The sequence below is a fragment of the Bradyrhizobium sp. Arg237L genome, from assembly GCF_029990105.1.
Classification (GTDB): domain Bacteria; phylum Pseudomonadota; class Alphaproteobacteria; order Rhizobiales; family Xanthobacteraceae; genus Bradyrhizobium.
Genome location: NZ_JAQMIL010000011.1, coordinates 85,353 through 110,497 on the forward strand (window position 1 = coordinate 85,353; position 25,145 = coordinate 110,497).

At 61.9% G+C, this 25,145-nt stretch carries 26 protein-coding genes; 12 read left to right on the top strand and 14 right to left on the bottom strand.

Going from position 1 to position 25,145, the window contains the following annotated elements; genetic code table 11:
• Positions 1 to 149 precede the first annotated feature (149 nt).
• Both OZ411_RS09245 and OZ411_RS09250 read right to left on the bottom strand, forming a co-directional pair.
• Positions 150 to 1,112 carry a phage terminase large subunit gene (locus OZ411_RS09245; protein ID WP_349016991.1) on the bottom strand — a complete coding sequence of 321 codons (963 nt, stop codon included), beginning with the start codon at positions 1,110 to 1,112 and terminating at the stop codon, positions 150 to 152.
• The gene (locus OZ411_RS09250; protein WP_282527685.1) at positions 1,075 to 1,332 is read right to left on the bottom strand and encodes a hypothetical protein; all 258 of its coding nucleotides are present in this window, start codon (positions 1,330 to 1,332) and stop codon (positions 1,075 to 1,077) included. Before OZ411_RS09250 ends, OZ411_RS09245 begins: the two co-directional genes overlap by 38 nt.
• A 1,067-nt stretch (positions 1,333 to 2,399) precedes the next feature.
• On the opposite strand from OZ411_RS09250, the gene OZ411_RS09260 reads away from it, so the two are divergent.
• Both OZ411_RS09260 and OZ411_RS09265 read left to right on the top strand, forming a co-directional pair.
• Positions 2,400 to 2,660, top strand: a complete 261-nt coding sequence (locus OZ411_RS09260) for a hypothetical protein (protein WP_282527687.1) — start codon at positions 2,400 to 2,402, stop codon at positions 2,658 to 2,660.
• A 165-nt stretch (positions 2,661 to 2,825) separates the two neighbouring features.
• On the top strand, positions 2,826 to 3,011 hold the full coding sequence (locus OZ411_RS09265; RefSeq protein ID WP_028164894.1) for a hypothetical protein: 186 nt from the start codon (positions 2,826 to 2,828) through the stop codon (positions 3,009 to 3,011).
• A 27-nt stretch (positions 3,012 to 3,038) separates the two neighbouring features.
• Here OZ411_RS09265 and OZ411_RS09270 read toward each other — a convergent pair whose 3' ends face one another.
• The 3 genes from OZ411_RS09270 to OZ411_RS09280 all read right to left on the bottom strand — a co-directional run bounded on the left by OZ411_RS09270 (position 3,039) and on the right by OZ411_RS09280 (position 5,661).
• The gene (locus OZ411_RS09270) at positions 3,039 to 3,263 is read right to left on the bottom strand and encodes a hypothetical protein (RefSeq protein WP_245474541.1); all 225 of its coding nucleotides are present in this window, start codon (positions 3,261 to 3,263) and stop codon (positions 3,039 to 3,041) included.
• A 99-nt stretch (positions 3,264 to 3,362) separates the two neighbouring features.
• Positions 3,363 to 4,496, bottom strand: a complete 1,134-nt coding sequence (locus OZ411_RS09275; protein WP_130577080.1) for an alpha-hydroxy acid oxidase — start codon at positions 4,494 to 4,496, stop codon at positions 3,363 to 3,365.
• Between the two features lie 145 nt (positions 4,497 to 4,641).
• Complete coding sequence (locus OZ411_RS09280) at positions 4,642 to 5,661, bottom strand: AraC family transcriptional regulator (RefSeq protein WP_282527688.1); 1,020 nt, start codon at positions 5,659 to 5,661, stop codon at positions 4,642 to 4,644.
• A 62-nt stretch (positions 5,662 to 5,723) separates the two neighbouring features.
• Here OZ411_RS09280 and OZ411_RS09285 point away from each other — a divergent pair, with 62 nt between their 5' ends.
• The 5 genes from OZ411_RS09285 to OZ411_RS09305 all read left to right on the top strand — a co-directional run bounded on the left by OZ411_RS09285 (position 5,724) and on the right by OZ411_RS09305 (position 9,103).
• Entirely contained in the window at positions 5,724 to 6,437 is a 714-nt protein-coding gene (locus tag OZ411_RS09285) for a hypothetical protein (protein WP_282527689.1), read from the top strand.
• The gene (locus OZ411_RS09290) at positions 6,437 to 7,729 is read left to right on the top strand and encodes an MFS transporter (protein WP_282527690.1); all 1,293 of its coding nucleotides are present in this window, start codon (positions 6,437 to 6,439) and stop codon (positions 7,727 to 7,729) included. The genes OZ411_RS09285 and OZ411_RS09290 overlap by 1 nt, the downstream gene beginning before the upstream one ends.
• 40 nt (positions 7,730 to 7,769) lie before the next feature.
• Entirely contained in the window at positions 7,770 to 8,510 is a 741-nt protein-coding gene (locus OZ411_RS09295; protein WP_282527691.1) for a YqcI/YcgG family protein, read from the top strand.
• On the top strand, positions 8,507 to 8,827 hold the full coding sequence (locus OZ411_RS09300) for a cupin domain-containing protein (RefSeq protein ID WP_130223626.1): 321 nt from the start codon (positions 8,507 to 8,509) through the stop codon (positions 8,825 to 8,827). Before OZ411_RS09295 ends, OZ411_RS09300 begins: the two co-directional genes overlap by 4 nt.
• A gap of 117 nt (positions 8,828 to 8,944) precedes the next feature.
• The gene (locus OZ411_RS09305) at positions 8,945 to 9,103 is read left to right on the top strand and encodes a hypothetical protein (RefSeq protein ID WP_282527692.1); all 159 of its coding nucleotides are present in this window, start codon (positions 8,945 to 8,947) and stop codon (positions 9,101 to 9,103) included.
• A 96-nt stretch (positions 9,104 to 9,199) separates the two neighbouring features.
• On the opposite strand, the gene OZ411_RS09310 is transcribed toward OZ411_RS09305, so the two are convergent.
• Positions 9,200 to 10,462 (bottom strand): CoA transferase, encoded by a 1,263-nt coding sequence (locus OZ411_RS09310; protein ID WP_282527693.1) that lies wholly within the window; start codon positions 10,460 to 10,462, stop codon positions 9,200 to 9,202.
• A 202-nt stretch (positions 10,463 to 10,664) separates the two neighbouring features.
• A complete protein-coding gene (locus tag OZ411_RS09315) occupies positions 10,665 to 11,717 on the bottom strand; it encodes a hypothetical protein (protein ID WP_282527694.1) in 1,053 nt (350 codons plus the stop codon).
• Positions 11,718 to 11,992: 275 nt separating this feature from the next.
• Here OZ411_RS09315 and bamA point away from each other — a divergent pair, with 275 nt between their 5' ends.
• On the top strand, positions 11,993 to 14,305 hold the full coding sequence (gene bamA, locus OZ411_RS09320) for an outer membrane protein assembly factor BamA (RefSeq protein WP_282527734.1): 2,313 nt from the start codon (positions 11,993 to 11,995) through the stop codon (positions 14,303 to 14,305).
• Here the strand turns inward: bamA and OZ411_RS09325 are convergent.
• Both OZ411_RS09325 and OZ411_RS09330 read right to left on the bottom strand, forming a co-directional pair.
• Positions 14,286 to 14,861, bottom strand: coding sequence for a hypothetical protein (locus tag OZ411_RS09325; RefSeq protein WP_282527695.1), 576 nt, complete (start codon positions 14,859 to 14,861; stop codon positions 14,286 to 14,288). The two genes, bamA and OZ411_RS09325, sit on opposite strands and share 20 nt — an antisense overlap.
• Before the next feature lie 98 nt (positions 14,862 to 14,959).
• Positions 14,960 to 15,493, bottom strand: coding sequence for a GcrA family cell cycle regulator (locus tag OZ411_RS09330; protein ID WP_282527696.1), 534 nt, complete (start codon positions 15,491 to 15,493; stop codon positions 14,960 to 14,962).
• 133 nt (positions 15,494 to 15,626) lie between these two features.
• Between OZ411_RS09330 and OZ411_RS09335 the strand changes: the two genes are divergently transcribed.
• From OZ411_RS09335 to OZ411_RS09345, 3 genes are all read left to right on the top strand, one after another.
• Entirely contained in the window at positions 15,627 to 16,265 is a 639-nt protein-coding gene (locus tag OZ411_RS09335) for a S24 family peptidase (RefSeq protein ID WP_130577070.1), read from the top strand.
• Positions 16,266 to 16,374: 109 nt separating this feature from the next.
• Entirely contained in the window at positions 16,375 to 16,650 is a 276-nt protein-coding gene (locus OZ411_RS09340) for a hypothetical protein (RefSeq protein WP_130577102.1), read from the top strand.
• 176 nt (positions 16,651 to 16,826) lie between these two features.
• Positions 16,827 to 17,981 (top strand): OpgC domain-containing protein, encoded by a 1,155-nt coding sequence (locus OZ411_RS09345; RefSeq protein ID WP_282527697.1) that lies wholly within the window; start codon positions 16,827 to 16,829, stop codon positions 17,979 to 17,981.
• A 24-nt stretch (positions 17,982 to 18,005) separates the two neighbouring features.
• Here OZ411_RS09345 and cyoD read toward each other — a convergent pair whose 3' ends face one another.
• From cyoD to OZ411_RS09370, 5 genes are all read right to left on the bottom strand, one after another.
• Complete coding sequence (gene cyoD / locus OZ411_RS09350; protein ID WP_282527698.1) at positions 18,006 to 18,395, bottom strand: cytochrome o ubiquinol oxidase subunit IV; 390 nt, start codon at positions 18,393 to 18,395, stop codon at positions 18,006 to 18,008.
• Entirely contained in the window at positions 18,392 to 19,042 is a 651-nt protein-coding gene (locus tag OZ411_RS09355; RefSeq protein ID WP_130577067.1) for a cytochrome (ubi)quinol oxidase subunit III, read from the bottom strand. The genes cyoD and OZ411_RS09355 overlap by 4 nt, the downstream gene beginning before the upstream one ends.
• Positions 19,043 to 19,045: 3 nt before the next feature.
• Positions 19,046 to 21,043, bottom strand: coding sequence for a cytochrome o ubiquinol oxidase subunit I (gene cyoB / locus OZ411_RS09360; protein WP_282527699.1), 1,998 nt, complete (start codon positions 21,041 to 21,043; stop codon positions 19,046 to 19,048).
• Positions 21,033 to 21,866, bottom strand: a complete 834-nt coding sequence (locus OZ411_RS09365; protein ID WP_282527700.1) for a cytochrome ubiquinol oxidase subunit II — start codon at positions 21,864 to 21,866, stop codon at positions 21,033 to 21,035. The genes cyoB and OZ411_RS09365 overlap by 11 nt, the downstream gene beginning before the upstream one ends.
• 288 nt (positions 21,867 to 22,154) lie before the next feature.
• The gene (locus tag OZ411_RS09370; protein ID WP_282527701.1) at positions 22,155 to 23,456 is read right to left on the bottom strand and encodes a glycoside hydrolase family 3 N-terminal domain-containing protein; all 1,302 of its coding nucleotides are present in this window, start codon (positions 23,454 to 23,456) and stop codon (positions 22,155 to 22,157) included.
• Between the two features lie 186 nt (positions 23,457 to 23,642).
• Here OZ411_RS09370 and OZ411_RS09375 point away from each other — a divergent pair, with 186 nt between their 5' ends.
• Positions 23,643 to 25,133: a DUF4173 domain-containing protein gene (locus OZ411_RS09375; protein ID WP_282527702.1), complete on the top strand. Its 1,491-nt coding sequence runs from the start codon at positions 23,643 to 23,645 to the stop codon at positions 25,131 to 25,133.
• The last annotated feature ends 12 nt before the right edge of the window (positions 25,134 to 25,145 follow it).

A 25,145-nucleotide genomic window follows, 5' to 3' on the forward strand; every position in this document is an offset into this window, starting at 1 on the left:
CACCGCATCCCGTCGTGAACGAACTGCCGCCTGGAATCAAAATAAGCCCGGCGGCCAGAACGGCCACCGGGCTTATTCGGAACTTCTCGCGGACCCGCGGGCCTCGTGCAGCCTGGCTGGGCTCCCATTCCGCTAGCTCGCTTCCAGCATCACCCCATGGTTTTACGCCAGTACAGGGTGTGCGGCCACGCCCAGGGAGCCTGCGGCTGATACAGTCGATAGCCGCGCGAGCGCAGCCAGTTGACGTGAAAGGCCAACACCTGGCCGACGCTCTCGTAATAGTCCAGGATGCGAATTTCAGCTCCCACCCATTGCGTCACCCAGATCGTGAATGCATCGGCGGTCGCGCCGGAGCCACCGATATCGATGAAGGCGCGCAAGGGCAGCAGCGGATCGGCGGAGACCTTTCCGATGCGTCCCTCTTTCCGCGCCTGCGTCAGCATCTCGGCAAAATAGGCGCCTTCGAACGCTCGCACGTAGTCTCCCTCCCAGATGTGATCATAGCGATCGGGATAGAGCGACAAGTCGGTCCGCCGCTCTTCCTCGAGCACGGCCGGAAACCAGGGATTATCGCGCCAGTTCGCGTGCACGACGATCGCGCCCGGCGGCTTTCGCCCGCGCAGGAAATCGTCAATCGCGTCGGTCTTACGCCGCGGATTCCAGCTCGCCCACAATTCGGAGCCTTCGGCGCGAATGGTCGGACGCAACAGCGCGAGGCTGCGTGCGCTCAATGACTGCGCCTCGTCGACCCAGGCGATGCGAAAGCCTTCCAGTGATTTGATCGAGTCCGCCGTGTGATCCTGAAGGCCGCGGAAGATGATGATGCCGTCGCCCGGCGTCTCGATCTTGTCGGCAAAGAGCTTGAAGCCGTTGCCGATGCCGAGCGAGGCGATCTTGCTTTCGATCAGGCGCTTTGAGGATTGCGCCAATGTCCGCTGCGCCTCGCGGATGCAGACCGCGAGCGTGCCGCGCTCGGCCTGGCAGGTCTCGACAAGAAGCTCTCCAAAGAAATGGGATTTTCCCGAGCCTCTACCGCCGAATGCTCCCTTGTATCGCCCCGGCTGCAGAAGCGGCTCAAATGCTTTCGCTGTTGGAATTTTCAGGATGGACAATGACGCGCTCTATTCGGTGGACGAGTTCTAGCTGGCCTTCACCGCCGTTCTCGATTGCCTGCGGGGCCTTGCCCCAGCCGCGGTCGAGAACGGCGTTGGCGGCGGATACGCGTGCGGCCGGGGTTGCATCTTTGCTGCGCATGATGCCCACCAGGACGTTCAGCGCCGTCCTGGTATGACTGCGGGCCAGCGAGCGGATCTCGGTAAGGGTTTTTGCCACTTAAGTCTCATGCAGATCGGGTGGTTCGTATCGCTTCGCTTGCGTGCGACGGCATATTGAATTTGCGGCAGATCGCTCGGAGACAGCGATCATTTCGGCGCGAACCTTATCCCCTTGACTGTCGGGGACCGCATGCGGCGGCGGCACGTTGGCGCCGCGCCGCGGGCCGGCGCGTTCGCGCGCGCCGGTGATCGATGGTGAAAGTGGTTCGGACGACGGCGCGGTTGCGACGCGCGGCGTCGGGCACGGAGATGTGGCGTCGTGACGCGCGGCCGTCGTCCGATTCGAAAAAGCGGAAAAGAAAAAGCCCGCGGCGGATTTCTCCGCGCGGGCTTCACAATGTTTGCGATGATGTCCTTATGCCTCTGATTTGCCCGACGTGTCAATGTCCGAGTTGACGTGGCACAAAGTCAGCGATCCGGCTGCGCATCATCGGTGGTCACATGCCGCGACAGCAAAATGCCCGCAGCGTTATTTCCGCTGCGGGCATTCACTAACTCGACGATGATGTCCTTATGCTCCTGATTTGCCCGACGCGTCAATGTTTCTGGAGCGTACTTCCTGCATGACCGCGGAAAGCGAAACCAGCCTCGAGGCTCATTGCGGGACTGTAGAGTTGGCAGGGTGCGCGGGCCGCGGTCCGGGCGGAGCAGGCTCGATCGGCGGCTTCGGCTCCGTCGGCATGACTGTGGCGCCGGCCGCTCGCGCAGCTTCCCCTGTTGTGGAGTAATTGGCCGTCGCAGCCGGCTGTACCTTCGGCTTGCTCCATGGACCATGATCGACCACCAATATGCCGAGCACGCCGGCTGCTGCTACCGCCAGTGCTACCAAGAGCGGCGCCCCGCCGTGCCGGTTCGAACGATTTCCGATCAAGGACTCTTCTCCATCGAATGCGTCTGGCCTGATGAACAAATCCTCCCGGGCTCCGAGGTTCCGCGCCCGCCAGAGCGAACGGACTGTCCGCAGGTGGAACAAATTGGCCGCTGATGCATTTGGTGGACTAGCGGCCGAAGATGACCCTTCGGCGCAGTGTGCGCAGCCAGACCAGATCTCGTGAGGTTCGAGCCGTGAACTTCGAAACACCCGAATCCCCGCTGCAGCCCAGCCTTGGCGAACGCGCGATCGATACCGCAACCGATGTATCGCGCACGATCACGGAAGTGTCCGATGGACTTCGGGCTGCGATCGACCGGCTCAGCGACGCGATCAAGACCTCGCGTCAACCCGGCGGCACGCTTTCCACGATCACTGCGATCACCCGCGAAGCGCCGCTAACGAGCCTGTGCGTCGCATTCCTGTTCGGCGTCGCGGTAGCACGGCGGCGTTGAGTGCACCGATCAGCTACGGCTGTCGGCACCTCCCTCGATAAATATTTTCTGGCCGCATCCACTTTGCGCGGATTCCAATGGTGGCAGCAATGTGGCACAGTGATTCGGTGGGTTGTTCGCCCACAGGTCAGTGGCGTTGCGTCTCTTTGGGCGAGAGGGGATTCAATGCTGCGCACATTCCGGCCAACGCCGACCTGCACGCGATTCAAGACCGGCATCGAAATGCCATGCATGAAGTGCGGCGCGCAGATGCGCCTCGCTTCGATCGAGCCGCGAGATCAGGTTTACGACGTGCTGACCTATCGCTGCACGCCGTGCGACTCCGGCGAGAGCTTCCTGCAGGCCCGCTAAACGGTAGGCTGCGGGCACAAGCTTGCATCAGCCGCTCAGCACCGCCATGCCGGCCTGGGTCAGAACGGGACTCTCGTCCTGTAGCTCGACCAGACCGAGCTCGCTCAGGACACGCAGGTCCTCGTCGCTGACAGGGGATATCTTCAGGCGGCGAGCCTGGATGTCCCGCAGCGCCCAGCGGAGCGCAATGGCTCGTTCGAGAGAGAAATCTGCGAACGGGTTATCTGCCATTCGCGTCGACCATTCCGGCATTCTCGTTTCCCGCTTCTCGGATGCGGCGGCGATGGTTGCGATAACGCGACAGGCGCCTTCGCGTTCCCTCGTCCCTTCGTCGATGGGAAATCGCTGCCGCTAATAGCGATACGGGTCAATGTCCAACAGCGGAAACGCGCTGAACACGCCCGGCGGGTTGGTCGCCGTCGCCGGATGCAGGTAGGACTTGTCGAGTTCGGCGAAGCTGGTCACGCCGAGCAGGCCGAGGCAGCGGATCACCTCGTCTTCCAGCAATTCCAGCATGCGGGCGACGCCCCTCTCGCCATCGGCGGCCAGCGCCCAGCATTGCAGGCGACCGATGCCGACGAGATCGGCGCCCAAGGCGATCGCCTTCACGATGTCAGTGCCGCGGCAGAACGAGCCGTCCACCATGATCTTGGCGCGCCCCCTCACCGCCTCGACGATTTCCGGCAGGACGTGCATCGCACCGCGGCCGTGATCGAGCTGACGGCCTCCATGGTTGGACACGTAAATCCAGTCGACGCCGTGATCGAGTGCGATGACTGCGTCCTCCGCGGTAGCGATCCCCTTGACGACCAGCGGGATCCTGAACTTGTCCTTGATCAACTTCACTGTTCGCCATTCCAGCCCTTTCTGGAAGTCGCCGCCGGTGGCGCGAATACGGCTTTCCCGGACGTACCGCTTGGCAATGTCGCGCTCGCGACGGCTGTAATGGGCGGTGTCGACGGTGAGGCAGAACGCGGAATAGCCGTTGGCAACACTGCGGCTGACGACGTCCTCCACGAAGGCATCATCCCCGCGGACATAGAGCTGGAAAATGCGCAGCGCGTCGGGCGCGGCCTTCGCGGTATTCTCGAGCCCGGGCTCGGACACCGAGCTCAGCATGTGCGCCGCGCCGAATGCGCCGGCACCGCGGGCGACCGCCGCTCCCGCCGCAGGATCGAAGATCTCGAGCGCACCGACCGGCGCAAGCATGACCGGCAATCGCAATTTGCGCCCGAACACCTCCGTCGAAGCATCGACGTGAACGACATTGCGCAGCACGCGCGGCCGGAACGCGATCTCATCCAGCGACATCCGGTTGCGCCGCAGCGTGGTCTCGGTCTCAGCGGCGCCGACGATGTAATCCCAGGCGTTCTGGTTCAGCCTGGCGCGGGCTTTGCGGACAAATTCGTGCAGGTTCTGGTATTCTTCGCCGCTGGCCCCGAGTTCGACATTGCGCGTCGGCCGGATGGAGGTCCCGTCATTCATGGTGGTTCTCTCCCGTTTTGGCCGGCACATTAGCCGCAGATGAGCGGCAAAAGCTACCGCCTTGAAGGGATAAACCCCGGACGCGAACGAAAGGCTGCCATTCGCTTACGACGACCCGTCTGCCGACAACAAAGAACTCCAGCGCTCAACCGCCCGAAAAGCGGTTTCTATATTCGGTCGGCGATACGCCGAGATGCCTCAGGAAGGCGCGCCGCATCCGCTCGTCGTCACCGAAGCCGGCACGTTTTGCGACCTCCACGACACCGTGTATCTGCCGGCTCTCCAGCAGCAGCCGGGCGGTTTCGACGCGGAGGGCCTCGACGCCGCTTGCCGGGGTCATGCCGGTGCGGCTGGCATAGGTGCGTGCGAAGGTGCGCGGCGTCATGCCGGCCTTCGCGGCCAACGTCTCTACCCGGAGATCGCTGGCGATGTTTTCGATGATCCAGGCGTGCAGCGCGCTGAAGCGCCCTTCGACGTCGGAAGCCTGCGCCGCAAGCACTGTCGAGAATTGGCTCTGACCGCCCGGCCGCTTCAGGAACACCACCAGTCGCCGGGCGACGTCGAGCGCAATCGTATGGCCGAAATCCTCTTCGATCATGGCGAGCGCGAGGTCGATGCCGGCGCTGACGCCAGCCGATGACCAGACATGCCCATCCTTGACGAAGATCGCATTGGGTTCGACGCGGACATTTGGAAAGCTGTCCTGCAGCCGCGGGCAATAGCGCCAATGCGTCGCAGCGCGCTTGCCGTCCAGCACACCGGTCCAGGCGAGCGCGAAAGCCCCGAGACAGACCGAGGCGATCCGGCGTACCTGCGGCAGCGCCTGCGAAATCCATTTCATCAAGCGAGCGTCCTTGCGGATCTCCCAAATGCCGGGGCCGCCCGGAATCACCAGCGTGTCGATCTGGTGCGGTCGCACGCTGCTGATCGGAGCCGTGTCGATCATCATCCCCACATCCGTCGAAACCAGTCCGCCCGAGGTGGACAGATAGGAAAGCGAATATCCGGGGCCCGGTAATTCGATCGCCTCCAATTCGGCGAACACCTGCGCCGGTCCGGACATGTCGAGCAGCGTCACGCCGGGGAAAGCGACAATCGCAATCCGCCGCATCGCGGCCTGCGGGCGCGGGGGGAGCCGTCGGGATTTGGCAGATTTCGAGGGCATATTGTCCTTTAAGCCATTCGAGCCTCGCCTGTATAGCTGTCTACGGACAGTGGAGTTCTGCCATGGTGCGAAAGCTCGGCAGCCAATACCAGGCGATCAGCTCGCCCTGGACCGGTTATGCAGTCTACAGTTTTCCGGATGCGTCCTGCATCGGAGCTTCCGACCGCCAGTCGCTGATGGATGCCATGAATGGCATCATCGCCGTAAACTGGAAGGCGACCGAACCACACTGGACAGCAAGCTCCTCCCCCTTCGACGGCAAGTACAGCCTCATCCTTGTGTTTGACAGCTTGGGACTGGCGGCCTTTTCCGTCTATCGCATGCTGCAGATATCATGCGGACCTGCGGTCTATCGCAGCGGCACCGAGGTACTTCCGGCCCATCAGGGGCGCGGTCTGTACGGCTTCTTCACCCAGGAAGTGCTGACGCGCGCAAGCTCTGCCGCAAAGGGGATTGGCGGCCTGTTCTACGGATGGCGGACACGCAATCCGATCGTCTGGGCGGCCAATGCCAAGATCTGCGAGAAAGTGACACCCTCGCTGCTCGACGACATCAGGGATTCCGCGCTGCAGGCAGCCTGCGTCGAGATGTGCGCAACGCTCTATCCCGGCAAACCGCTCGAGGTGCCGGAAATGATCATGCGCGGCGCCTACGGCCACATTAAGCACCACCGGCAGGCTTACCGTGGCACCGCATCACTGGTCGATGCGGCGATGTCCCGCAGGATTCCGGATTCAGCGGACGCGTTATTCTCGGTTGGATATGCGAGGGTGTGATGTCGATGCTGGGTCAGCAGACCGCATACGCCCAGACGGCCTCACGGCTCGGTGACCGCGCCTATTGGGCCTGGGCGACGGTAGCTGTCGCCTACGCCATCGCCTTCCTGCAGCGCGTCTCGCCGCAATCGGTCAATCTGAGCCTGATGCATGACTTCGGCACCGACGCCGCCGGCGTCGCGATGCTCGCCTCCGGCTACTTCTGGGGCTACACGCTGATGCAGATTCCGGCCGGCCTTCTGGTCGACCGTTACGGCGTCAGGTGTGTGGTGCTGGCCAGCATGGTCGCTTCGTCGCTGGGCAGTGCAGCCTTTGCGCTGGCACCGAACCTGCTTGATGTCTTCGCCGCGCGGCTGATCGTCGCCTGCGGCGATGCGCTGGTGTTCACCGCGCTGTTGAAGCTGGTCGCGCAGAATTTCTCCGACGAGCGGTTCGGCATCATGTCGGGCATCTCGCAGGTATCAGGCTATGTCGGAGGCGTGATCGCCACGACGCCGCTTGCAGCCGCCGTGACGGGCTTCGGGTGGCGCGCCTGCTTTCTGTTCATCGCCGCGATCGGCCTCGCCAATCTGGTTGCCGCCAAGTTTGCACTGAGGCCAAATCGGGTGTCATCCAGCAACAAGACGCTGAAGAGCGTCATCGGCGCCGCGCGGCAATCGTTGTCGCATGTGGCTAATTGGGGATGCGCCATGACCTTTGCGTCCCACTTCGCAGTGGTGACGACGCTGTCGGGCGTATGGGGCATTCCGATGGTGGCGCACTTTTTCAACATCTCGCCGACCGCCGCCGGAACGCCGCTACTTGCCTTCATGATCGGCAACGCCATCGGCTCCATCTTCCTCGGTCACGCGGCCGACCGCGCGGCGGCACTCGACACTGTCCTGATCCGGATTTGCGTGCTGCGCATGATCCTCGTCGCGATGCTGCTGCCGCCGGTCGCCAAGGCGTTCGGTCTTGTTTACGTTACCGTGGTGTTCACCACCCTCGGCCTGGTCGCCGGCGGGACAGTCCCCCTCGTGCTCAAATGCACCAAGCGGCTTTACACCGCCGATCTCATCGGGGTCGGTGCATCCGTAAACACGACGGCGGCTGGGATCTTTGCCGGCATCGCGCAACCGATCATCGGGTTCGCCATGCTTGTCGCGAGCCAGTTCGCCGGAACCGATACCGCACACGGTGCTGGTGCGATCGGTGACGCCGGCTACGGCACCTTGATCGCAATTCTGCTGCTCATGTCGCTACCCGGAATTGCCGGACCGCTGTTGATGAGAAGCAAACTGATAGTTCAGTAGTCGCGTTAACCGTATAGGGGGCGTTATGGAGCGTTTGTTCTTGAGACGAGGAGAGGTCGCGTCGAAATTCGCGGTGAGTAGCTGGCAAAGCGTGATGTTCGCCGAGTTCGAGGCCCAGATGAGCAGCGAAGCGAGGCCGTTCCCCTGCGTGTTCGGCGTAGCCGGTTATCGCCAGGATCAGCTCCGCTACCTGTTCCTCGATCCCTACGATGTCGAAGTTCTCGGAGAACAGCTAGCGCATTATGTCTCGCAAGCCCGCTCGTTCGGCCCCAATACTTCACTGATCATGTTTACGCGGCCGCGCCCGGTACAAACGCTTGACGCCTATTATCGCAAGATGTGGTCGACGCTCGACCAGCTTGCGCGGCTGGACAAGTCTCCCTGGCCAACCGACATTCCTGAGCAGTTGGACGATCCGATGTGGGAATTCTCCTTCGCCGACGAACCGATCTTCGTGGTGTGCACCACGCCTGCGCATGTGATGCGCCAGAGCCGCCGCTCCAGCGCGTTCATGCTGACCTTCCAGCCGCGATGGGTGTTCGAGAAGATCCTGGGAACGGAAAAAGCGGCCAATGCGGCATTCGCGGAAGTGCGCAAGCGGCTCATTCCCTACGACAGCACAAGTCCCTCGCCTCTGCTCGGACGCTACGGCGCGACCGACGGGCGCGAGTACCAGCAATATTTCCTGCGAGACGACAACCATTCTGTCGGGGGCTGCCCCTTCGCCAAGCTCGCGCAGAACAAGTCGGCTCACACTGGCAACACGGAGCAAGCGGCATGACCAGGATTGTGACAGGTCAGAAGACCGAATTCGCGATCGATCCGGCGATCCTCAACCTGCTTCCGGAGCAGGGCTCGATCGAACTGCAGCATGACGTTGCGGGCAAGGTCCATAGCTTCCACACCCATCCGGTCGACGAGATCCTGATGATCATCAGCGGCAGGCTCAATTTCACCTGGGATGGCGGTCAGCGCATCGTCAGCGCCGGTGACACCATCTTCCTCCCGGCCGGCACGGTCCACCAATCGGAAGCGCTCGAAGGCGGTGCGGTCTATGCAATCGCGACCCAGCCACCCGCCAACATGGCGCGAAACTGATCGTTTCGCTCGATGGAGCTCCGAGCTATCTACTGCAGCTCCGCAACACAACTTGGATTGTTAATCCACTTATTAAGAGAGGAAGAATTTATGGCATATCCAGGCAAACGCGACGGCTTGGCGAAGAAGGTTGAAACCGCAGCCCAAGAGGCCGAACGCCTCGGTCTGACCACGGCCACCTTGATACTGCGGATGGCGCGTCTCGAGATCGATCGGGCCGAGCACAAGGAAGCGGACGAGAGGCCAAACAACAAACTCCACAGCAAGCCGAACTGAAGCTATAGCTTGGCCGGTTTGCGGAGCCGAGACCGGTAAAAGAATAGAGATCGCCGGCGGAGCGTGCCCAGACCGATCCGCCAGACGATGGTCCGCTCAGTCCGTATTTCCCGTCTTCCCGAACGCTCCAGCTTCCTTCAGCGCCGCGATACGGCCGTCGTCATAGCCGAGCGTGTCGCGCAGCACCTCCCTCGTGTGCTGGCCAAGCAGCGGCGCGGCGACTGGATCGACCGTCGGCGTAACGCTCATCCCGATCGGCGTCTCGATATTGGGAACGAAGCCCGCGGTCGGATGCGGAATCCTGCTGAGGCGATCGCGGTCGCGCACTTCCGGGGCATTGAACCCCTGCTCGACCGTGCGCAGATAGCCGACGGGAATATTGGCCTTCTTCATCTTCGCCATCCAGTTTTCGAGCCGGTCGGTGGCAAAGATGCCGGCAATGATCGCGCGCAGCTTCTCCTTGTTTGCTGTTCGGTCCTTGCGGTGTGCAAAATCGGGATGGGTGATGAGATCCGGCCGGTCGAACACTTCGGTGACGAGGCGGCGGTACAGCCGATCGTTGGCGCAGGCCATGTAGAGCGGACCATCGGCGGCCTGGTAGAGACCGACCGTTGGCGAACCGTTCGGCGAATTGCCGAACCGACCGGGATTCTGGCCGCTGATCAGATAGGCCATACCGTAAAATCCAGTCATGGCTACCGCCATGTCGATCAGCGCGATCTCGACATGCTGGCCGCGGCCAAGCCGGTCGCGTGCCAGCAATGCAAGCAGGATCGCATTGCAGGCCGACATGCCGGTTGCCATGTCGACGATCGGCGGCCCGGTCCTTACCGGCTCGCCGTCGGGAAAACCGTTCAGCGACATGAAGCCGCTTTCGGCCTGCGTGATCGGATCGAACCCCGGCCGCAAGGCAAATTCGCCTTTGCGGCCATAGGCCGAGATCGAGCAATAGATCAGCCGCGGATTGCTCGGCGCGACCGAAGCATAGTCGAGGCCGAACTTCTTCATCACGCTGCCGGAAAAATTCTCCACCACGACGTCCGCCTTGGCGATGAGCTCGCGCACCACCTCGCGTGCGGCGAGATTGGTGAAGTCGAGCGCAATACCACGCTTGTTGCGGTTGAGGCTGAGATACGCCGCGCTCTCGCCGCCGATTTCCGCATGTTCATAGGCGCGCGTGTCGTCGCCGCCATCCGGGTTTTCGATCTTGATGACCTCGGCGCCGAAGTCGGCAAGCGTCTGCGTACAGGCGGGACCGGCGACCACACGGGTGAAATCGATAACCAGCAGACCATCGAGGGCGGTCGGTTCGCCCTTTGCGCGCAGCGCGCGCTCGGGCAGTTGTGGTCCAACAGTCATGGTTGGGCGCTTCCTTTTATTATTGTCGGTTAATGGGCAAACGCCCACCGTTGTCGCCAGAAGCGACGTCACGACTTTCTAGCGGAAGTACCAAGGTGAGGCCAAACCCGGATTTTGCAGGGCGGGATATCAGGCTGACATGGCTACCGGCCCAGATCGGCGATATTCCGCAGCAAGAAAGAGCACCACGCCCGAACGAGGCTCACTGTTGCTTTTCCCAGAACTGCAACAGTCCCTGCGAGGCCGAGCCGCCGATCACGCAGGGGATGCCAATAGCGACCTGCCCGAGCGCCGCAGCCGACACGCATCCGAGTGAAAGCGCGCCGACGCCAACCTGGCCCCAGAAGTCCAGATTGCGCCGGCTATCGGATCCCTTGGCCTTGAGTTCGTCGACGGCACCAAGGGCATCCTTGCGCAGTGCCGCGATCTCCACCGTATCGGCCGCGTCGACGACCTCCGCGAGCGGCGCCTTGATGGGCGGCTTCTGCCGCGCCAGTTCGTTGCGAAGGAATTCACGCAGGCTGGCGTCGCGGATCGCATAGCTCGCCAGCGTATAACGCGCCATGCTGCCGACGGTGAGCTTGTCGACCGTATCGCGGCTCCTGCTCCACGGCAGCATCTCGATGATGCGCTGGATCGGAACATGAGAGCCGGTGGCAAAATAATATCCCCACAGCGTATCCAGGAGATCCTGATCGGTGGCAAAGGTCAGCTTCGTGTTCAGCTTCCTCTCCTCCTTGGCGAACGGATTGCGCGCGAACGCGACGCGTAGCTTGTCCATCATCCCGGGCGTCGCCTCCTCGAGCGGAATATCGTTGAGTGTCGGCAGCCTGCCGGAAAGGTAGCTGTCGATCATCACCCTGCGCCCCGGCATGCGCGGCGCGAGCCTGCGCAGAATATTCCGCCAGTCAGCCAGCCCGGAATAGGCAACGGCGCGCACGATCACCCATTCATCTTCCGGCGCGACGGGGAAGAAACTCGCAACCAGTTGCTCGGCCTTTTCCGGATTGGAGCCGATCGCGCCGGCGATGAAGCCGAGATAGATGCCGGCATTTTCCGGCTCCTTGAAGCTTTGCGAATGGAAGAGAATGCGCACCGCGGCCGGCACATGGGCGTAATCCGGCTTGGCGCGATAATTGTAAATCCACTGCTGGACCACGGCGAGCGAGGCGCGCGGGTCAATGTCCGGCGTCTTCTCCGCATGCGCCGATTGCATCAGCAACAGGGAGCTTACGACGAGAACTGCGTAACGCATCCGGCACTCCTGGCGAGCGTTGATGCATCACCGCACCAACATCTCGGACTTTGTGCTGCAAAGCATGATGCGGCCATTGCGACAATTCTGAGAACGCGCAGGTTAAATAAGCGCGCTTAAATTATGGCGGGCGGCCGATTCCGGCCTGCAACTCACCCCAGATGCGACATCCTTTTGCCCGGCGCCGGCAATTCGATATCGCCGGTCAATGGGAGACCGTAAGGGAAGTGAAGCTCGAGCGCATCACGCTGCGTTGGCGGCCGTCGAAGCCGCGCATGACCGGCTTGTCACTTGTCGCCACTGCAGTTCTGTTGAACGCGGTCGCATCACTTGCCGCAGAGAGCGTGCCGGTGCCGACTGCGACGATCATCGTCGAAGGCAACCGCCGGGTCGAGGCCGATACCGTGCGCTCCTACTTCCATCCAGGGCCAGACGGCCGGCTTGATGAAGCCGCGCGCAATGAAGCCCTGAAGGCGCTGGTCGCAACGGGTCTGTTCGAGAAGGTCTCGATCGAGCCCGCCGGCGATCGCCTGACCGTGCATGTGACGGAAGCTCCAACCCTCGACCGCGTCGCCTTTGAGGGCAACAGGAAGATCAAGGATGCCGATCTGGCCGCCGCGATCGAATCGAAGCCGCGCGGCAGCCTGCAGCGCTCAACGGTACAGGGCGACATCGGCCGTATCATCGAAGCCTATCGCCATGTCGGACGCGACGATGTCCGCGTCGCGCCCGAGATCATCGACCGCGGCAACGGCCGCGTCGATCTCGTTTATGTGATCACAGAGGGTACCAAAACGCCCGTACGCCGGATCAGTTTTGTCGGCAATCGGGCCTTCGGCGCACGCCAGCTCAATGCCGTGATCAAGACGTCGGCCACCAATATGCTCAGTTTTCTGACCGGCGGCGACGTCTACGATCCCGACCGCATCGCGCAGGACCAGCAGCAGTTGCGTCTCTACTATCGCAGCAAGGGCTATGCCGATGCCACCGTCCGCTCGGCAACGGCCGAATACGATCCAGCGGCCAAGGGATTTGCAGTCACTTTCGCGATCGATGAAGGCCCGTTGTATCACTTTGGAGATATCAGCGTCGCCTGCAATATTCCCGGGCTCGATCCGCAAAAGCTGCGCGGCGTCGCACTCGCCCACGTCGGCGCGGTGTTTGACGGCAATGCGCTTGACAAGAGCACCGAGCTGCTGGCCATCGAGATGGCCAAGCTCGGCTATCCCTTTGCGCAGGCTGTGCCGCGCATCGCCCGCGATGCCGCCGCACAACGAATCGACGTCGCATTCGTCATCGACCAGGGCCCGCGCACCTATGTCGAGCGTATCGAGATCCATGGCAACACGCACACCCGCGACTACGTGATCCGGCGCGAGTTCGACATCGCCGAGGGCGATCCTTATAACAAGACGCTGATCGATCGCGCGGAGCGGCGGTTGAAGAACTTGAACTACTTCAAGACCGTCAAGATCACCAATCGGCCCGGCTCGACGCCCGATCGCGTCGTCCTCGATGTCGAGACCCTGGAGCAGGCGACCGGCGAGTTCAACATCTCCGGCGGCTACTCGAGCACTGACGGCGCGCTAATCGAGCTCAAGGTGGGCGATCGCAATTTCTACGGGACCGGAAAGAACGTTCAGGCCTCCGTGACCTATGGCCAATATGCCCGCGGCATCGACCTCGCAGCATCGGAGCCCTATTTCCTCGGCACCAAGGTATCGGCCGGGATCGAGCTGTTCGGCCGGCAGAGCGAGGCGAACAGCTACCAGTCCTACAACAGCACGACCTATGGCTCGACGCTGCAATTCGGCACGCCAATCACCGAGCAGCTCGGCGTGCAATGGCGCTATTCGATCTACAATCAGGACATCTCGCTTGGCCCGACCAATTCCGGCTTGACCCCTTCCCTTGCAGTCCAGCAGGCGGCCGCTAACGGACCGGCCTGGGTCTCCGCCGTTGGTTCCACCTCGACCTACAGCACGCTCGACAACAACAAGAGCCCGACCAGTGGATTCAGGTCGCAACTCAGCCAGGATCTGGCCGGCCTCGGCGGCGACGTGAAGTTCCTGCGGACCAGCGAAGACGCGCGCTATTACCAGACACTCACGGGCGACCTCGTCGGCATGGTCCGCGCTCAGGGTGGCTACGTCACCGGCTGGGGCGGTCAGCAGGTGCCGCTGATGAACAGCTTTTTCGGCGGCCCGACCATGGTCCGGGGGTTTGCCACCAACGGCTTCGGCCCACGCGATCTGACGCCCGGCACCACCATGGATAATATCGGCGGCAGCGCCTATTGGGCGACGACCGCGGAATTGCAGAGCGGAATTCCCGGCGTACCGGACGAATACGGCCTCAAGGCATCGGCTTTCGTCGATGCCGGAAGTGTGTTCCGTTATACCGGTCCGACCAGCGTGGGCGGCACCGCGCTGCAGGTCGCTGGCAAAAACGTCGTGCGCTCCTCGGTCGGCATGGGCCTTACCTGGGCGTCCCCGTTCGGAGCCCTCACCGTCGACTATGCGGTGCCATTGACCAAAGCCGCCTATGACGTGGTGCAGCCGCTCCGCTTCAGCGCTGGAGGCTTTTGATGGGAACGGGATGCGGCGTCGCAAAGCCGTAGATCAGCGCCAGCCGGTCGAGACATTCCTTGAGCCGCCGCGCAAAGTAGTCGTTCCAGCGCTGGGTTCGCAGTCCCCGCCGCTCGCCGACCTGCTCCATGGTCATGCCGAGGATCAGGACCTCGTGCACCAGGGCCGAACCGTCGGCGCCGAGCTCGCGCTCGACCCGGTTGAGCCGCGATACCGCCCTGCGCTGGGCCTCCGTGATCGGCTCTCGCCGCGTGCCGCCATCGACATATTCCCTGGTGGGGTCGACCGCGCGCGGTCCACGCTCAGCCTTCTCCCAATCACTCTGGAACGCGCGGCCGCCTCGCAACTGGGTATCATCGATCTGACGGTGCGAATGCAGGCGTCCGAGCGGATCGTTGCGGATCGAGCGCAGCGCAACGACTTTGTCTCCAGGCTCGAGCGCAAGGGGATCATCGACCTCAACAGTGGCGACCTCGGCGTTGTACGGCAGATCCTGTGCGCGGCGGTCATGCGCTCTCGCGGGATGATATGGTTTCTTGCGTTTGGCGCGCGGCATGGCTTGGCTCCTTCGAGGCAGAATTCGACCGGGGACCATCTCACCGGTGGCAAGATGGGTCGTTTGCAAGATGGATGAGGTGGGAGGCGCGTACGCCGCTATGCCGGCTCGCTCAGGGGCAGCAGTGCGGTGCTCGGTGACGGCTCCGTCTCGAGCTCCGGATTGCGGCTCAAGTGGAAATGAGGCGTGCAGTAGCTTGAGCCTGGCCGCCTCCGATGACCGCAAAACGTGATGGGTTCGCCATCGCTGTCACCGCCATAGGGATATCGGCAATCTTCATATTCAAGCTCCACCAGCGAAAGGTGGCGCGGCTCGATCTCGGCGCAGCGAAGCTGAACCTGCGGCGCCTTCTCGAACACGGGCATCGGCCAATTGAATTCGATCGACCTTGGCGCGCGCGGCTCGTTCGACCGGTTCAACTGCGGCACTGGCGTCAGCCGCGGCGGTGCTGGCGGCGAGCTATCTGACATCGTCAGACCAAGCCGTCTGGCACGGCCGATCGCGGCGCTTCTCGTATAGTCGGTGTTGAATCTGGCGTTGATCGCCTTGGCGATCTTCGCAAAGCTCATGCCTTGGGCAATATATTCCCGCAGCGCGTCCGAATGTTCGGGCGCCCAGCCTGTCAGTTCCATTGTTGATTCTTGTCCTTCCCTTCGGCGCCCGATGCCTCACCGTCAATTTCTGATATTCCGAAATGAAAGTCAAGCTTGATTTCTGATTATCCGAATTGCTATGCTTTCTGGGGATTCGAAAGAGGGATGCGCCATGCTGGACACCAGATTGATCGAGCGGGGCCTGCAGAAGCCGGGCAAGACAAAGGGTGGGCTTGCGCACGCGATGGGTGTTCGCCCCGGCGCTGTTTCCGAAATCCTCTCCGGGATACGCCAAATCAAGGCATCCGAGATTGCGCCTATCATGGAATATCTCGAGCTCAACTCGGTGCCGGTCATGGGCCGGGTCGGCGCCGGAGCCTCCATCGAGCCGGAATATGAGCAGGTACCGCCGGAAGGGCTCGGTGAAGTCGAGTTACCCTTCCCGATCGCGGAAGAAACCATTGCATTTGAGGTATCAGGCGATTCGATGCTGCCGAAATACGAGAATGGCGACATCATTGTCGTCTATCGCGAGCAGCGACACCCTCTCTCGAGCTTCTATGGCGAAGAAGCGGCGGTTCGTTTGAAGACCGGCGAGCGCTATCTGAAGACGATCGAGCGTGGAAAATCGCTGACGCTGGTCAACCTCACGAGCTTCAACGCCAAGCCGATCAACGGGGTGAAGCTCGAATGGATCGGCGAGATCTGCGTGACCCTGCCGCGAGGCCAGATCGAGCGGTTGCGCAGCAAGGCGGCCGCGCGGTCCCGCAAAGCCGCCAAGGCGCACGGTCCTCGGACGCCGGAGAAATAGCCAAGGTCCCGACTTCTGATTTTCAGAAATTATACTTGACAAATTTCCGATTTTCGGAAATTATGCGGCCATCCGACTCCTGTCGAGAGAGGTGGCCGGTTTGGCCGACATGCAGTATTTCGTCGTGATGATCGATTACGGCCGGCGCGGCCGCGAGGCCGTGGTTGATCCCGAAATCACAAGGCGCGGGGTCATCGCGCGGGTTGTATCGGGCGAATACAGGAACATCAGCTTCATCCACGAAATCTCCGATTCGGCTGTCGAGGACGTGACGGCCGATATCCTCGCCGAGGCTGCCCTCCCCGGCATCAGCGCGGCCGAAGCCGACCTGCAAGCGAGCGTCTTCGACCATCGCCGCGATCTGCGCAAGCACGAGCAAGCATGATCGGCCCTTCACATGAATCGCGGTGAATCACATTTCAATTTCGAAAACGTGATCGTCGGCGGCTTTAATTCATCAGCAGCGGATCAAATATTCTCGGCGAAACGTCTATTCGGAGTGGCGGCGGGGCGCGATGGATTCGCGATTCGCTGCTCCGAACGTGGGAAGTTTTGCTCTCAATGAATCCATGTGTGAAGGCTGAGATCGCGGCGCGCGACGGCGATCTACGCATCTTCCTTCTGCTCGGCATCGCGACTTGGTCCCTGTTCCTGGATCACATTCCGCACAACGCCGTCAGCGTGTTGACCTTGCGGAACTTTGGATTCAGCGGGGCGACCGAGCTGTTTGTATTTGTCATCGGCTATGCCGCGGCGATCATGTACGGGAAGATCGTTGTGGAACGCGGCTTCGTCGTTGGGGCGACGCGTGTCTTCAAGCGGGTATGGCGGCTCTACGCAGCCTATATGGTGCTGTTCGTCGTCTACGTCGACCTGATCGGATATGTCGCGGCTCAATCCGCAGCACCCGATCTGTTCGCGGAATTCAATATCACCGACTTCATCGAGCATCCGATTCGCGTAATCGTCCGCGGCCTGCTGCTGCAGGCCAAACCGCTCAACCTAGACGTATTGCAGCTCTTCATCGTCCTCATGGCGTTCCTTCCCGCCGTGCTGTTCGGCATGATGCGCTGGCCGCGCCTGACCATGCTTGGATCCATTGCGCTCTATCTGTTGGCGCGGCACTTCGACTGGAACCTGACCGCTTTTCCGGACGGGGGCTGGTATCTCAATCCGTTCTGCTGGCAATTGCTGTTCGTGCTGGGCGCCTGGTTCGCGGTCGGTGGTGCAGGAGACGCGCACGTGGTTCGCGCGATGCAGAAGCTTCCGGCCTTGCGCGTCACCGCGTTGATCTACCTGCTCGTCGCCCTGACGATCATGTCGGCTGGAAAATCGCCTGCGCTGGCGGAGATGATACCCAGTTCGGTGCTCGATGCCTTTCCGGCCAACGACAAGGAGAACCTTGCTCCCTATCGGGTGCTGCACCTGCTCGCACTGGCGTTCTTTTTCACCATGCTGATACCTCGTGACTGGTACGGACTTCAAATGCAGGCCATGCAGCCCCTCATCAAATGCGGCGAGCAATGGCTCGCGGTGTTCTGCTCCGGCATCTTCCTTTCATTTGCCGGGCACCTGGTTCTGATCACGGGCCCCAAGTCGCTGGCGATGCAGGTGGTCGTCAGCGTCGCCGGCATTCTCGGCATGACATGTGTCGCCTATTATGTGTCCTGGTCCCAGCGGCAGGACCACAAATCCGCGGTCGGCGCGCGATCCTGAAACCGCTTCAGGGGTCGTGCAGCGCTAGCGCTGCATCTGCATGATCTGGTCCATCGGCATCATATTCTGATTGAGGTTCGCCATGATCCATAGCGAGCCGCCAATCACCAGGAAAACGATGAGCACGCCGAAGGCAAGCGCCATCACGTTGTTGGTGTTGTCAGGCCCGGTCGTGATGTGGAGGAAGAAGACGAGATGCACGCCCATCTGGGCGATCGCCAGCACGATGATGGCAACGGGAATGCTCGGCTGCCAGACCAGGTCGGTGCCGGCAACAAAGAACGAGGTCGCCGTCAACAGGAGTGCAAGGCCAAGGCCGGTGACATAGCCGAGTACGCGCAGGCCGACGCCGCCCTCGCCTTCGTCGCCTGGTGCCAGATCGACACGGTGCTGTTCCAAAGCTTGATCGCTCATGGCTTGCTCCCGAGCAGGTAGACCACCGAGAATACCGCGACCCAGATGATATCGAGGGCGTGCCAGAACAGCGCAAAGCACATGATGCGTCGCCCAATGTCGGCCCGAAAGCCCTTGGCGACCACCTGCGCCATCATCGTCAGCAGCCAGAGGATGCCGGCAGAGACATGCAGGCCATGGCAACCGACGAGGCTGAAGAAGGCGGTCAGAAACGCGCTGCGCGTCGGCCCCGCACCGCGTGCGACCAGGTCCGCAAACTCGCGCGCCTCAAGGTACAGGAAGGCCAGGCCGAGAACGCAAGTCGCCGCCATGCCCACCTGGAACCAGAACCTGTTTCGAATATCGGCCGCGATGTTGGCGAGCCCGCAGGTGAAACTTGACAGCAACAGGAAGACGGTCTCGACCGCGACTCTCCTGAGATCGAACAGTTCGGCCCCCTTCGGCCCCCCTGCGGTCTGGTCAACCAGGACCGCATAGGTCGCGAAGAAGCACGAGAACATGACGATGTCGCTGAGCAGGAATATCCAGAAACCGAAGCCTGTGACGATCCGCTTCGGCGCCGGTCCCGCGTGCGCGACCGCGGCATGCGCGATCCCGCGCAGACGGTGCGGATCGGCTTGAGCATATGCCAGCGTCGTGTCGGCCATGGCTCAGGCTCCCGCCAGGCTGGTCAGGGCGCGCCGCTCTTCGAGATTTGCGCGGTCGATGCGCGCCACCTCCTTCGCCGCGATGACGTATTCGTCATGGTCCCGCCATGCGAATGCGACGAAGGTGGCGAAGGCGCCGATCGCACCGGCCGCGACCATCCACCAGATGTGCCAGATCAACGCAAAGCCCATGATGGTCGCGAAGAAGGCGCACACGAAGCCGGTCGGGGAATTGCGCGGCATCTCGATGTCCTTGTAGTCGAGCTCGCGCTTCTCGAGACCCTGCTGCTTGGCATGCGCCTTCAATGACCAGTAAGCGTCCTCCCCGGTCACATCAGGTGGAATCGCGAAATTGAATACCGGCGGCGGCGAGGCCGTTGCCCATTCCAGCGATCGCCCGTCCCACGGATCGCCGGTGCGGTCGCGCAACTCTTCGCGATGACGAATGCTGACGGTGAGCTGCATGATCTGGAAGATGATCCCGATCAGGATAATGACGGCGCCAACCCCTGCGATCAGGAGCCACGGGCGCCATTCCGGGACATCGTAATGCTGCATTCGCCGCGTCATGCCGAGAAAGCCGAGCGCATAGAGCGGCATGAACGCGACGTAGAACCCGATCAGCCAGCACCAGAACGCCGCTTTGCCGAGCCCCTCATGCAGGCGGAAGCCGAACGCCTTCGGAAACCAATATGCATAGCCCGCGAAAGCGCCGAACAGCACGCCGCCGATGATCACGTTGTGAAAGTGAGCGACCAGGAACAGGCTGTTGTGAAGCAGGAAGTCCGCGGGCGGCACGGCGACCAGCACGCCGGTGAGGCCGCCGAGGATGAACGTCACCATGAAGCCGATCGCCCACAGCATCGGCGTGTCGAACCGCACCCGTCCACCATACATCGTGAACAGCCAGTTGTAGATCTTCACGCCGGTCGGCACCGCGATGATCATGCTGGCGATCCCGAAGATCGCATTGACATAGGGACCGGCGCCCATGGTGAAGAAATGGTGCAGCCACACCATGAAGGAGATGACGCAGATCGCCATGGTGGCGAGCACCATAGACCGATAGCCGAACAGCGGCTTGCCCGAAAACGTCGAGACCACCTCAGAGAAGATTCCGAACGCAGGCAGCACAAGGATGTAGACCTCGGGGTGACCCCACGCCCAGATCAGGTTCATGAACATCATCACGTTGCCGCCGGCCTCATTGGTGAAGAAATGGAAGCCGAAATAGCGATCGAGAATCAGCATCGCCAGCGTTGCCGTCAGGATCGGAAACGCCGCCACGATCAACAAACTCGAGGCGAGCGTGGTCCAGCAGAACATTGGCATGCGCAAATATGTCATGCCCCTGGTGCGCAGCTTCAGCACCGTGGTAACGAGATTGATGCCGGCAACCAGCGTGCCGACGCCGGAGATCTGAAGCGCCCAGAGGTAATAGTCGACGCCGACACCCGGCGAATAAGTGAGTCCCGACAGCGGCGGATAAGGCAGCCATCCGGTGCGCGCGAACTCACCGACCACGAGCGAGATGTTGACCAGCAGCGCGCCTGTTGCAGTGAGCCAGAAGCCGACGGAATTCAAGGTCGGAAACGCCACGTCGCGCACGCCGAGCTGCAGCGGCACCACCAGATTCATCAGCCCGATCACGAACGGCATCGCCACGAAGAAGATCATGATCGTGCCATGCGCGGAGAAAATCTGGTTGTAGTGCTCGGGCGGCAGATAGCCTTGCGACTGGAAGGCAACTGCCTGCTGGGACCGCATCATCAGCGCGTCGGAGAAACCGCGCAGCAGCATCACCATCGCGAGCAAGGTGTACATGACGCCGATCCGCTTGTGATCGACGCTGGTGATCCATTCGCGCCAGAGATATGGCAGGTGGCCGGCAAGGACGACCCAGGCGAGGACCCCGAGGATGACGAGCGCGACCACGCCCGAGGCGATCATCGGAATCGGCTGATCGATCGGAATGGCGGACCAGTTCAGCTTACCGAACATCTTGGCCTCCGATATGCGACTGCGCGCTTTCCGACGTCAGCTTCGGTCCCGGGCCCGGGGGGATCTCCTGGGTCACGATGGCGTGGAACAGCCGCGGATCCTCGAGCCGATAGGTGGATGTCACGGTCTCGACCGATTGCTGGGCGAGCTTTCCGTACTTTTCCGCGTTCAAGACACGATCGGTCTGGGCGGTGCGTGCCACCCAATCAGGAAACTGGAGCTGCGGTACGACCTGGACGTCGAACTTCATGTCGGGAAAGCCATCCCCGCTGAAATGGGACGACAGGCCCTGAAGGGTGCCCTGATTGTCGGCACGCAGCTTCAGCCGCGTCACCATCCCGTTCATCGTGTAGATCATGCTGCCAAGCTGCGGGATGAAGAACGCGTTCATCACGCTGCCGGAGGTCAGTTCAAGATCAAGGGGAGAGCCGACCGGCACCGTCAGCGTGTTGACGGTCGCGATCCCCTGGTCCGGATAGATGAAGAGCCACTTCCAATCGAGCGACACGACCTGGATGCGGACCGGCGCGCCGGTCCCATCAATGGGCCGGGCAGGATCGAGCTGATGCGATCCGATCCAGGCGACCCCTCCGAGCAGAATGATCGTCAGGGTCGGTATCGACCACACCACGAGCTCGAGGCGACCGGAATAAGCCCAATGAGGCCGATAGGTCGCCCGTGGATTGGACTCTCGGAACCAGAATGCAAAGGCAAAGATTGCCGCGATCGTCGGCAGGACGATCGCGAGCATGATCCCGACCGAGTCGATCAGAATTGTCTTCTGCGCAGCGGCGATCGGACCTTGCGGATCGAAGATATTCATCGCGAAGCCGTGACGGTGTTGTTGCTACAGCGGGGTGTTGGAACGACACTTCGGCGGACAAGATCGGCTTGGTCGGAAGCCAGGCAACGGTTCGCCGCGGCCGAGGTCCCGACAGGAAGACTGTCACAGTAACTCTAAAGGTTCATCCCCGGATTGTCCGATCAAATTTCACCCGCGCGGCAACGATCCGCGAGCGCGATCGTTCATTTTTGAAAAAAGCGGCGCAGTTTGCTATCGCAGCATCTGGGCTCGTTCCGGGCATCCGCGTCGCCCGCCCCACGAGCGTCCTCAATCTCCCGGAAATGCGCCTCTCAAGCGCGCCTCGCTTTGGCGGAGCATGGCCGGATCCAGCTTTCCTTGTCGGGATGCGTCTAGCGCGCAGGCAAAGATTCGATAAAATTGCGCGCCGTCGAATGCGACCAGGAGCATGTCGACGCCGGCATTCAGCGCCTCGACGACGGCATCGCAGACATTGTGCTGGTAGATCGCTCCCATCACCAGATCATCCGTCATCACGATGCCCTGGTAGTTCCACTTGTTTCGGATGATCCCGTCGACGACGCGCTTTGAGTGCGAGGCCGCATGATCTGGATCGATCGCGGTGAGAGTCACATGGCCGACCATGAGCTGCGCCTTTGAGTGCGTCAGCACATCCCGGAACGGACGCCAGTCGGATGCTTCCAGTTCGTCCACTGATGTTCCGAGCTCCGCACTGAAGTGATGGGTATCGGCACGCACGCGGCCCAAGCCGGGAAAATGCTTTACGGTTGCGCCGACGCCGAACGCTTCGAGGCCGCGAACATAGGCCTGCGCGATCTCGCCGACGATGGCGGGATCGGCTGAGATTGCCCGGCGGCCGATCAGCGTATTGAAATCAAATCGGTTACGCCCCGACTCGGGCCGCAGGTCGAGCACCGGGGCAAAATTGAGATTGACCCCGAGCGCCGCCAATTCCTGTCCGTGAATACGGCCGAATTCTTCGGCCTTCGCCTTCCGCAGGTCCGGCGTCATCTCCGCCAATGTGGCCAGCGCCGGCAGTTTGGTCAGTGGCGGCGACAGATGAGAAACGATGCCGCCTTCCTGGTCGGCCGCGACGATCAGGGGTGGGAGCCCTGCAGCACGCCGCTTGTCCTGAAGCGTTGCGATCTCGGCTTTCAACGCCTCCGCCGACTTTCGCCGCAGATTGTGCTTGCTGACATAGATGCCGCCGATCAGCCCCTTCTCCGCCAGCACCGTCACCGCTGAGACCGACGAATAGCCGACCATGAAGTGCGGCCCAAGGCTGCGCGCCTGCGCAGCGTCGGCCTGCAGCACCTCGCGCTTGCGCAGCTCGAACGTAAGATGCGCGCCCAGCATCAGAAGCGGCGGCAGGCACCACACCAGGACCAGCAGTCTTCTCGAAAGCCCTCGCCGCCAGGAGCCGCGAAGCAGCAGGACGACGACCACCACGCCGCTCATGACCACGAGCCCGATGTTTCCCGTCCCACGGAGCACAGCGAGATAGGGCTCGTTCTTGTTGGCGGCGACAAGGGCGAGCACCAGCCCGATGAACCAGAGCCCGATGATAACGACACGATTTCGAAATTTCATGGTTGGCGACGCCGCGTGTGAAACGAGAGACCTCGCCCCTATCAAATGCGCACACGCCGCGCGAGCACTTAAACAGGCTTGCACGGAAACTGCACAAAACTCCTGAAGTCGTGCAGACGACCATTTCGAGATTTGCACAACGTCAGTTCAAGGTCCGCCGCGTTCGACATCCGCAAAGGAATTGACATGACGAGTCTCGCTTCGCCGGCCGCCGATATCCGGCCCGTCCAAAGCTTATCCCTGTCGGCCAAGCTCGCGATCGCGGTCGCGCTGGCTGCACTTGCCGACTTCCTGTTCTACGGCGAGCGAGTCGGAATATCGGTTACTGTTTTCGCCCTCGCGCTGGCCTGCGGTTCGCCGCTTGCCAACATCGCCAAGCTGGACAAGCGTCGGGCGATGCTCGGCGGCCTCCTCGTGATCGCCGGCCTTGTGCCGACCGTGGAGGAAGTAAATGCGGCGTCACTTGCAATCATCTTGCTCGCGCTCGGCGCTGGTCTCCTGCTCACGACCAACCCTGGTCTCACCGGCCTTGGCGAACGGGCGGCGGCGCTTTGCGACCTCTTCCTGGTCAGTCCTTTCAGGTTCTTTGTGGACGCACTCGGGATGTTCAACCTGCCGGCGCTGACCAGCGGCTTCATCCTGTGGTTCGTACCGGCCTTGCTCGGAACAGTATTCCTCGCCTTATTCGTCGCTGCCAATCCTGTGCTCGAAAACTGGATCAGCCTGATCAACCCCGGCAGCGCCGCTTCGCATCTGAGCATCGGACGCGCGTTGTTCTGGATCGTGGCGATATCCCTTGTCTGGCCCTTTATCCATGTCAGGTGGCGACGCAAATCCGGTTCGGTCGCTGCCGCGGCCGAATCCCCCACGCCGGCCGCGGACACACCTTCCGATGTCGTCGATTTCCTCGGCGCACCGACCATCCTGCGTTCGCTGATCCTGTTCAATCTGCTGTTCGCGGTTCAGACGATCCTGGACGTGCTCTATCTCTGGGGCAACGCGACGCTCCCGGCCGGCGTCACCTATGCCTCATATGCCCATCGCGGCGCCTATCCCCTGATCGTCACGGCCCTGCTAGCGGCGGGCTTCGTTCTCGTCGCAATTCGGCCTGGTGGTCCCGCCGAAGGGTCCAAGGTGATACGACCCCTGGTCTATCTGTGGGTGGCGCAGAACGTCCTCCTGGTCGCTTCCGCCATCTACCGGCTCGACCTCTATGTGCAGATCTATCTTCTGACCTATTGGCGCGTGGCCGCTTTCATCTGGATGCTGCTGGTCGCCGCCGGACTTCTATTGATCGTCGCCCGCATCATGCTGGACCGTTCCAACGCCTGGCTGGTAACAGCAAACCTGGTCACGTTGACGGCCGTGCTCTATGTCTGCTCGCTCGTCAACTTCGCTGCGATCATCGCCGACTACAATGTCACCCACAGCCGGGACGTGTCCGGCAAGGGCTTGCAGGTCGACACAAACTACCTGGCTCAGCTCGGGCCGCAGGCGCTGCCCGCGATCGAGAAGGTCCTCCAGCTTCGCACCAGCGATCCGTGCCTTGTTTCCCGCCGGGATTCGCTTGTAGAACAGCAACGGCAGGACATGGCGTCCTGGCGTTCCTGGGGTTTTCGAAACTGGCGCCTGCAGCGCTATCTCGACGGCGAACAGAAGAACAAGGTCACGGGCTGACCAGCGGGCTGG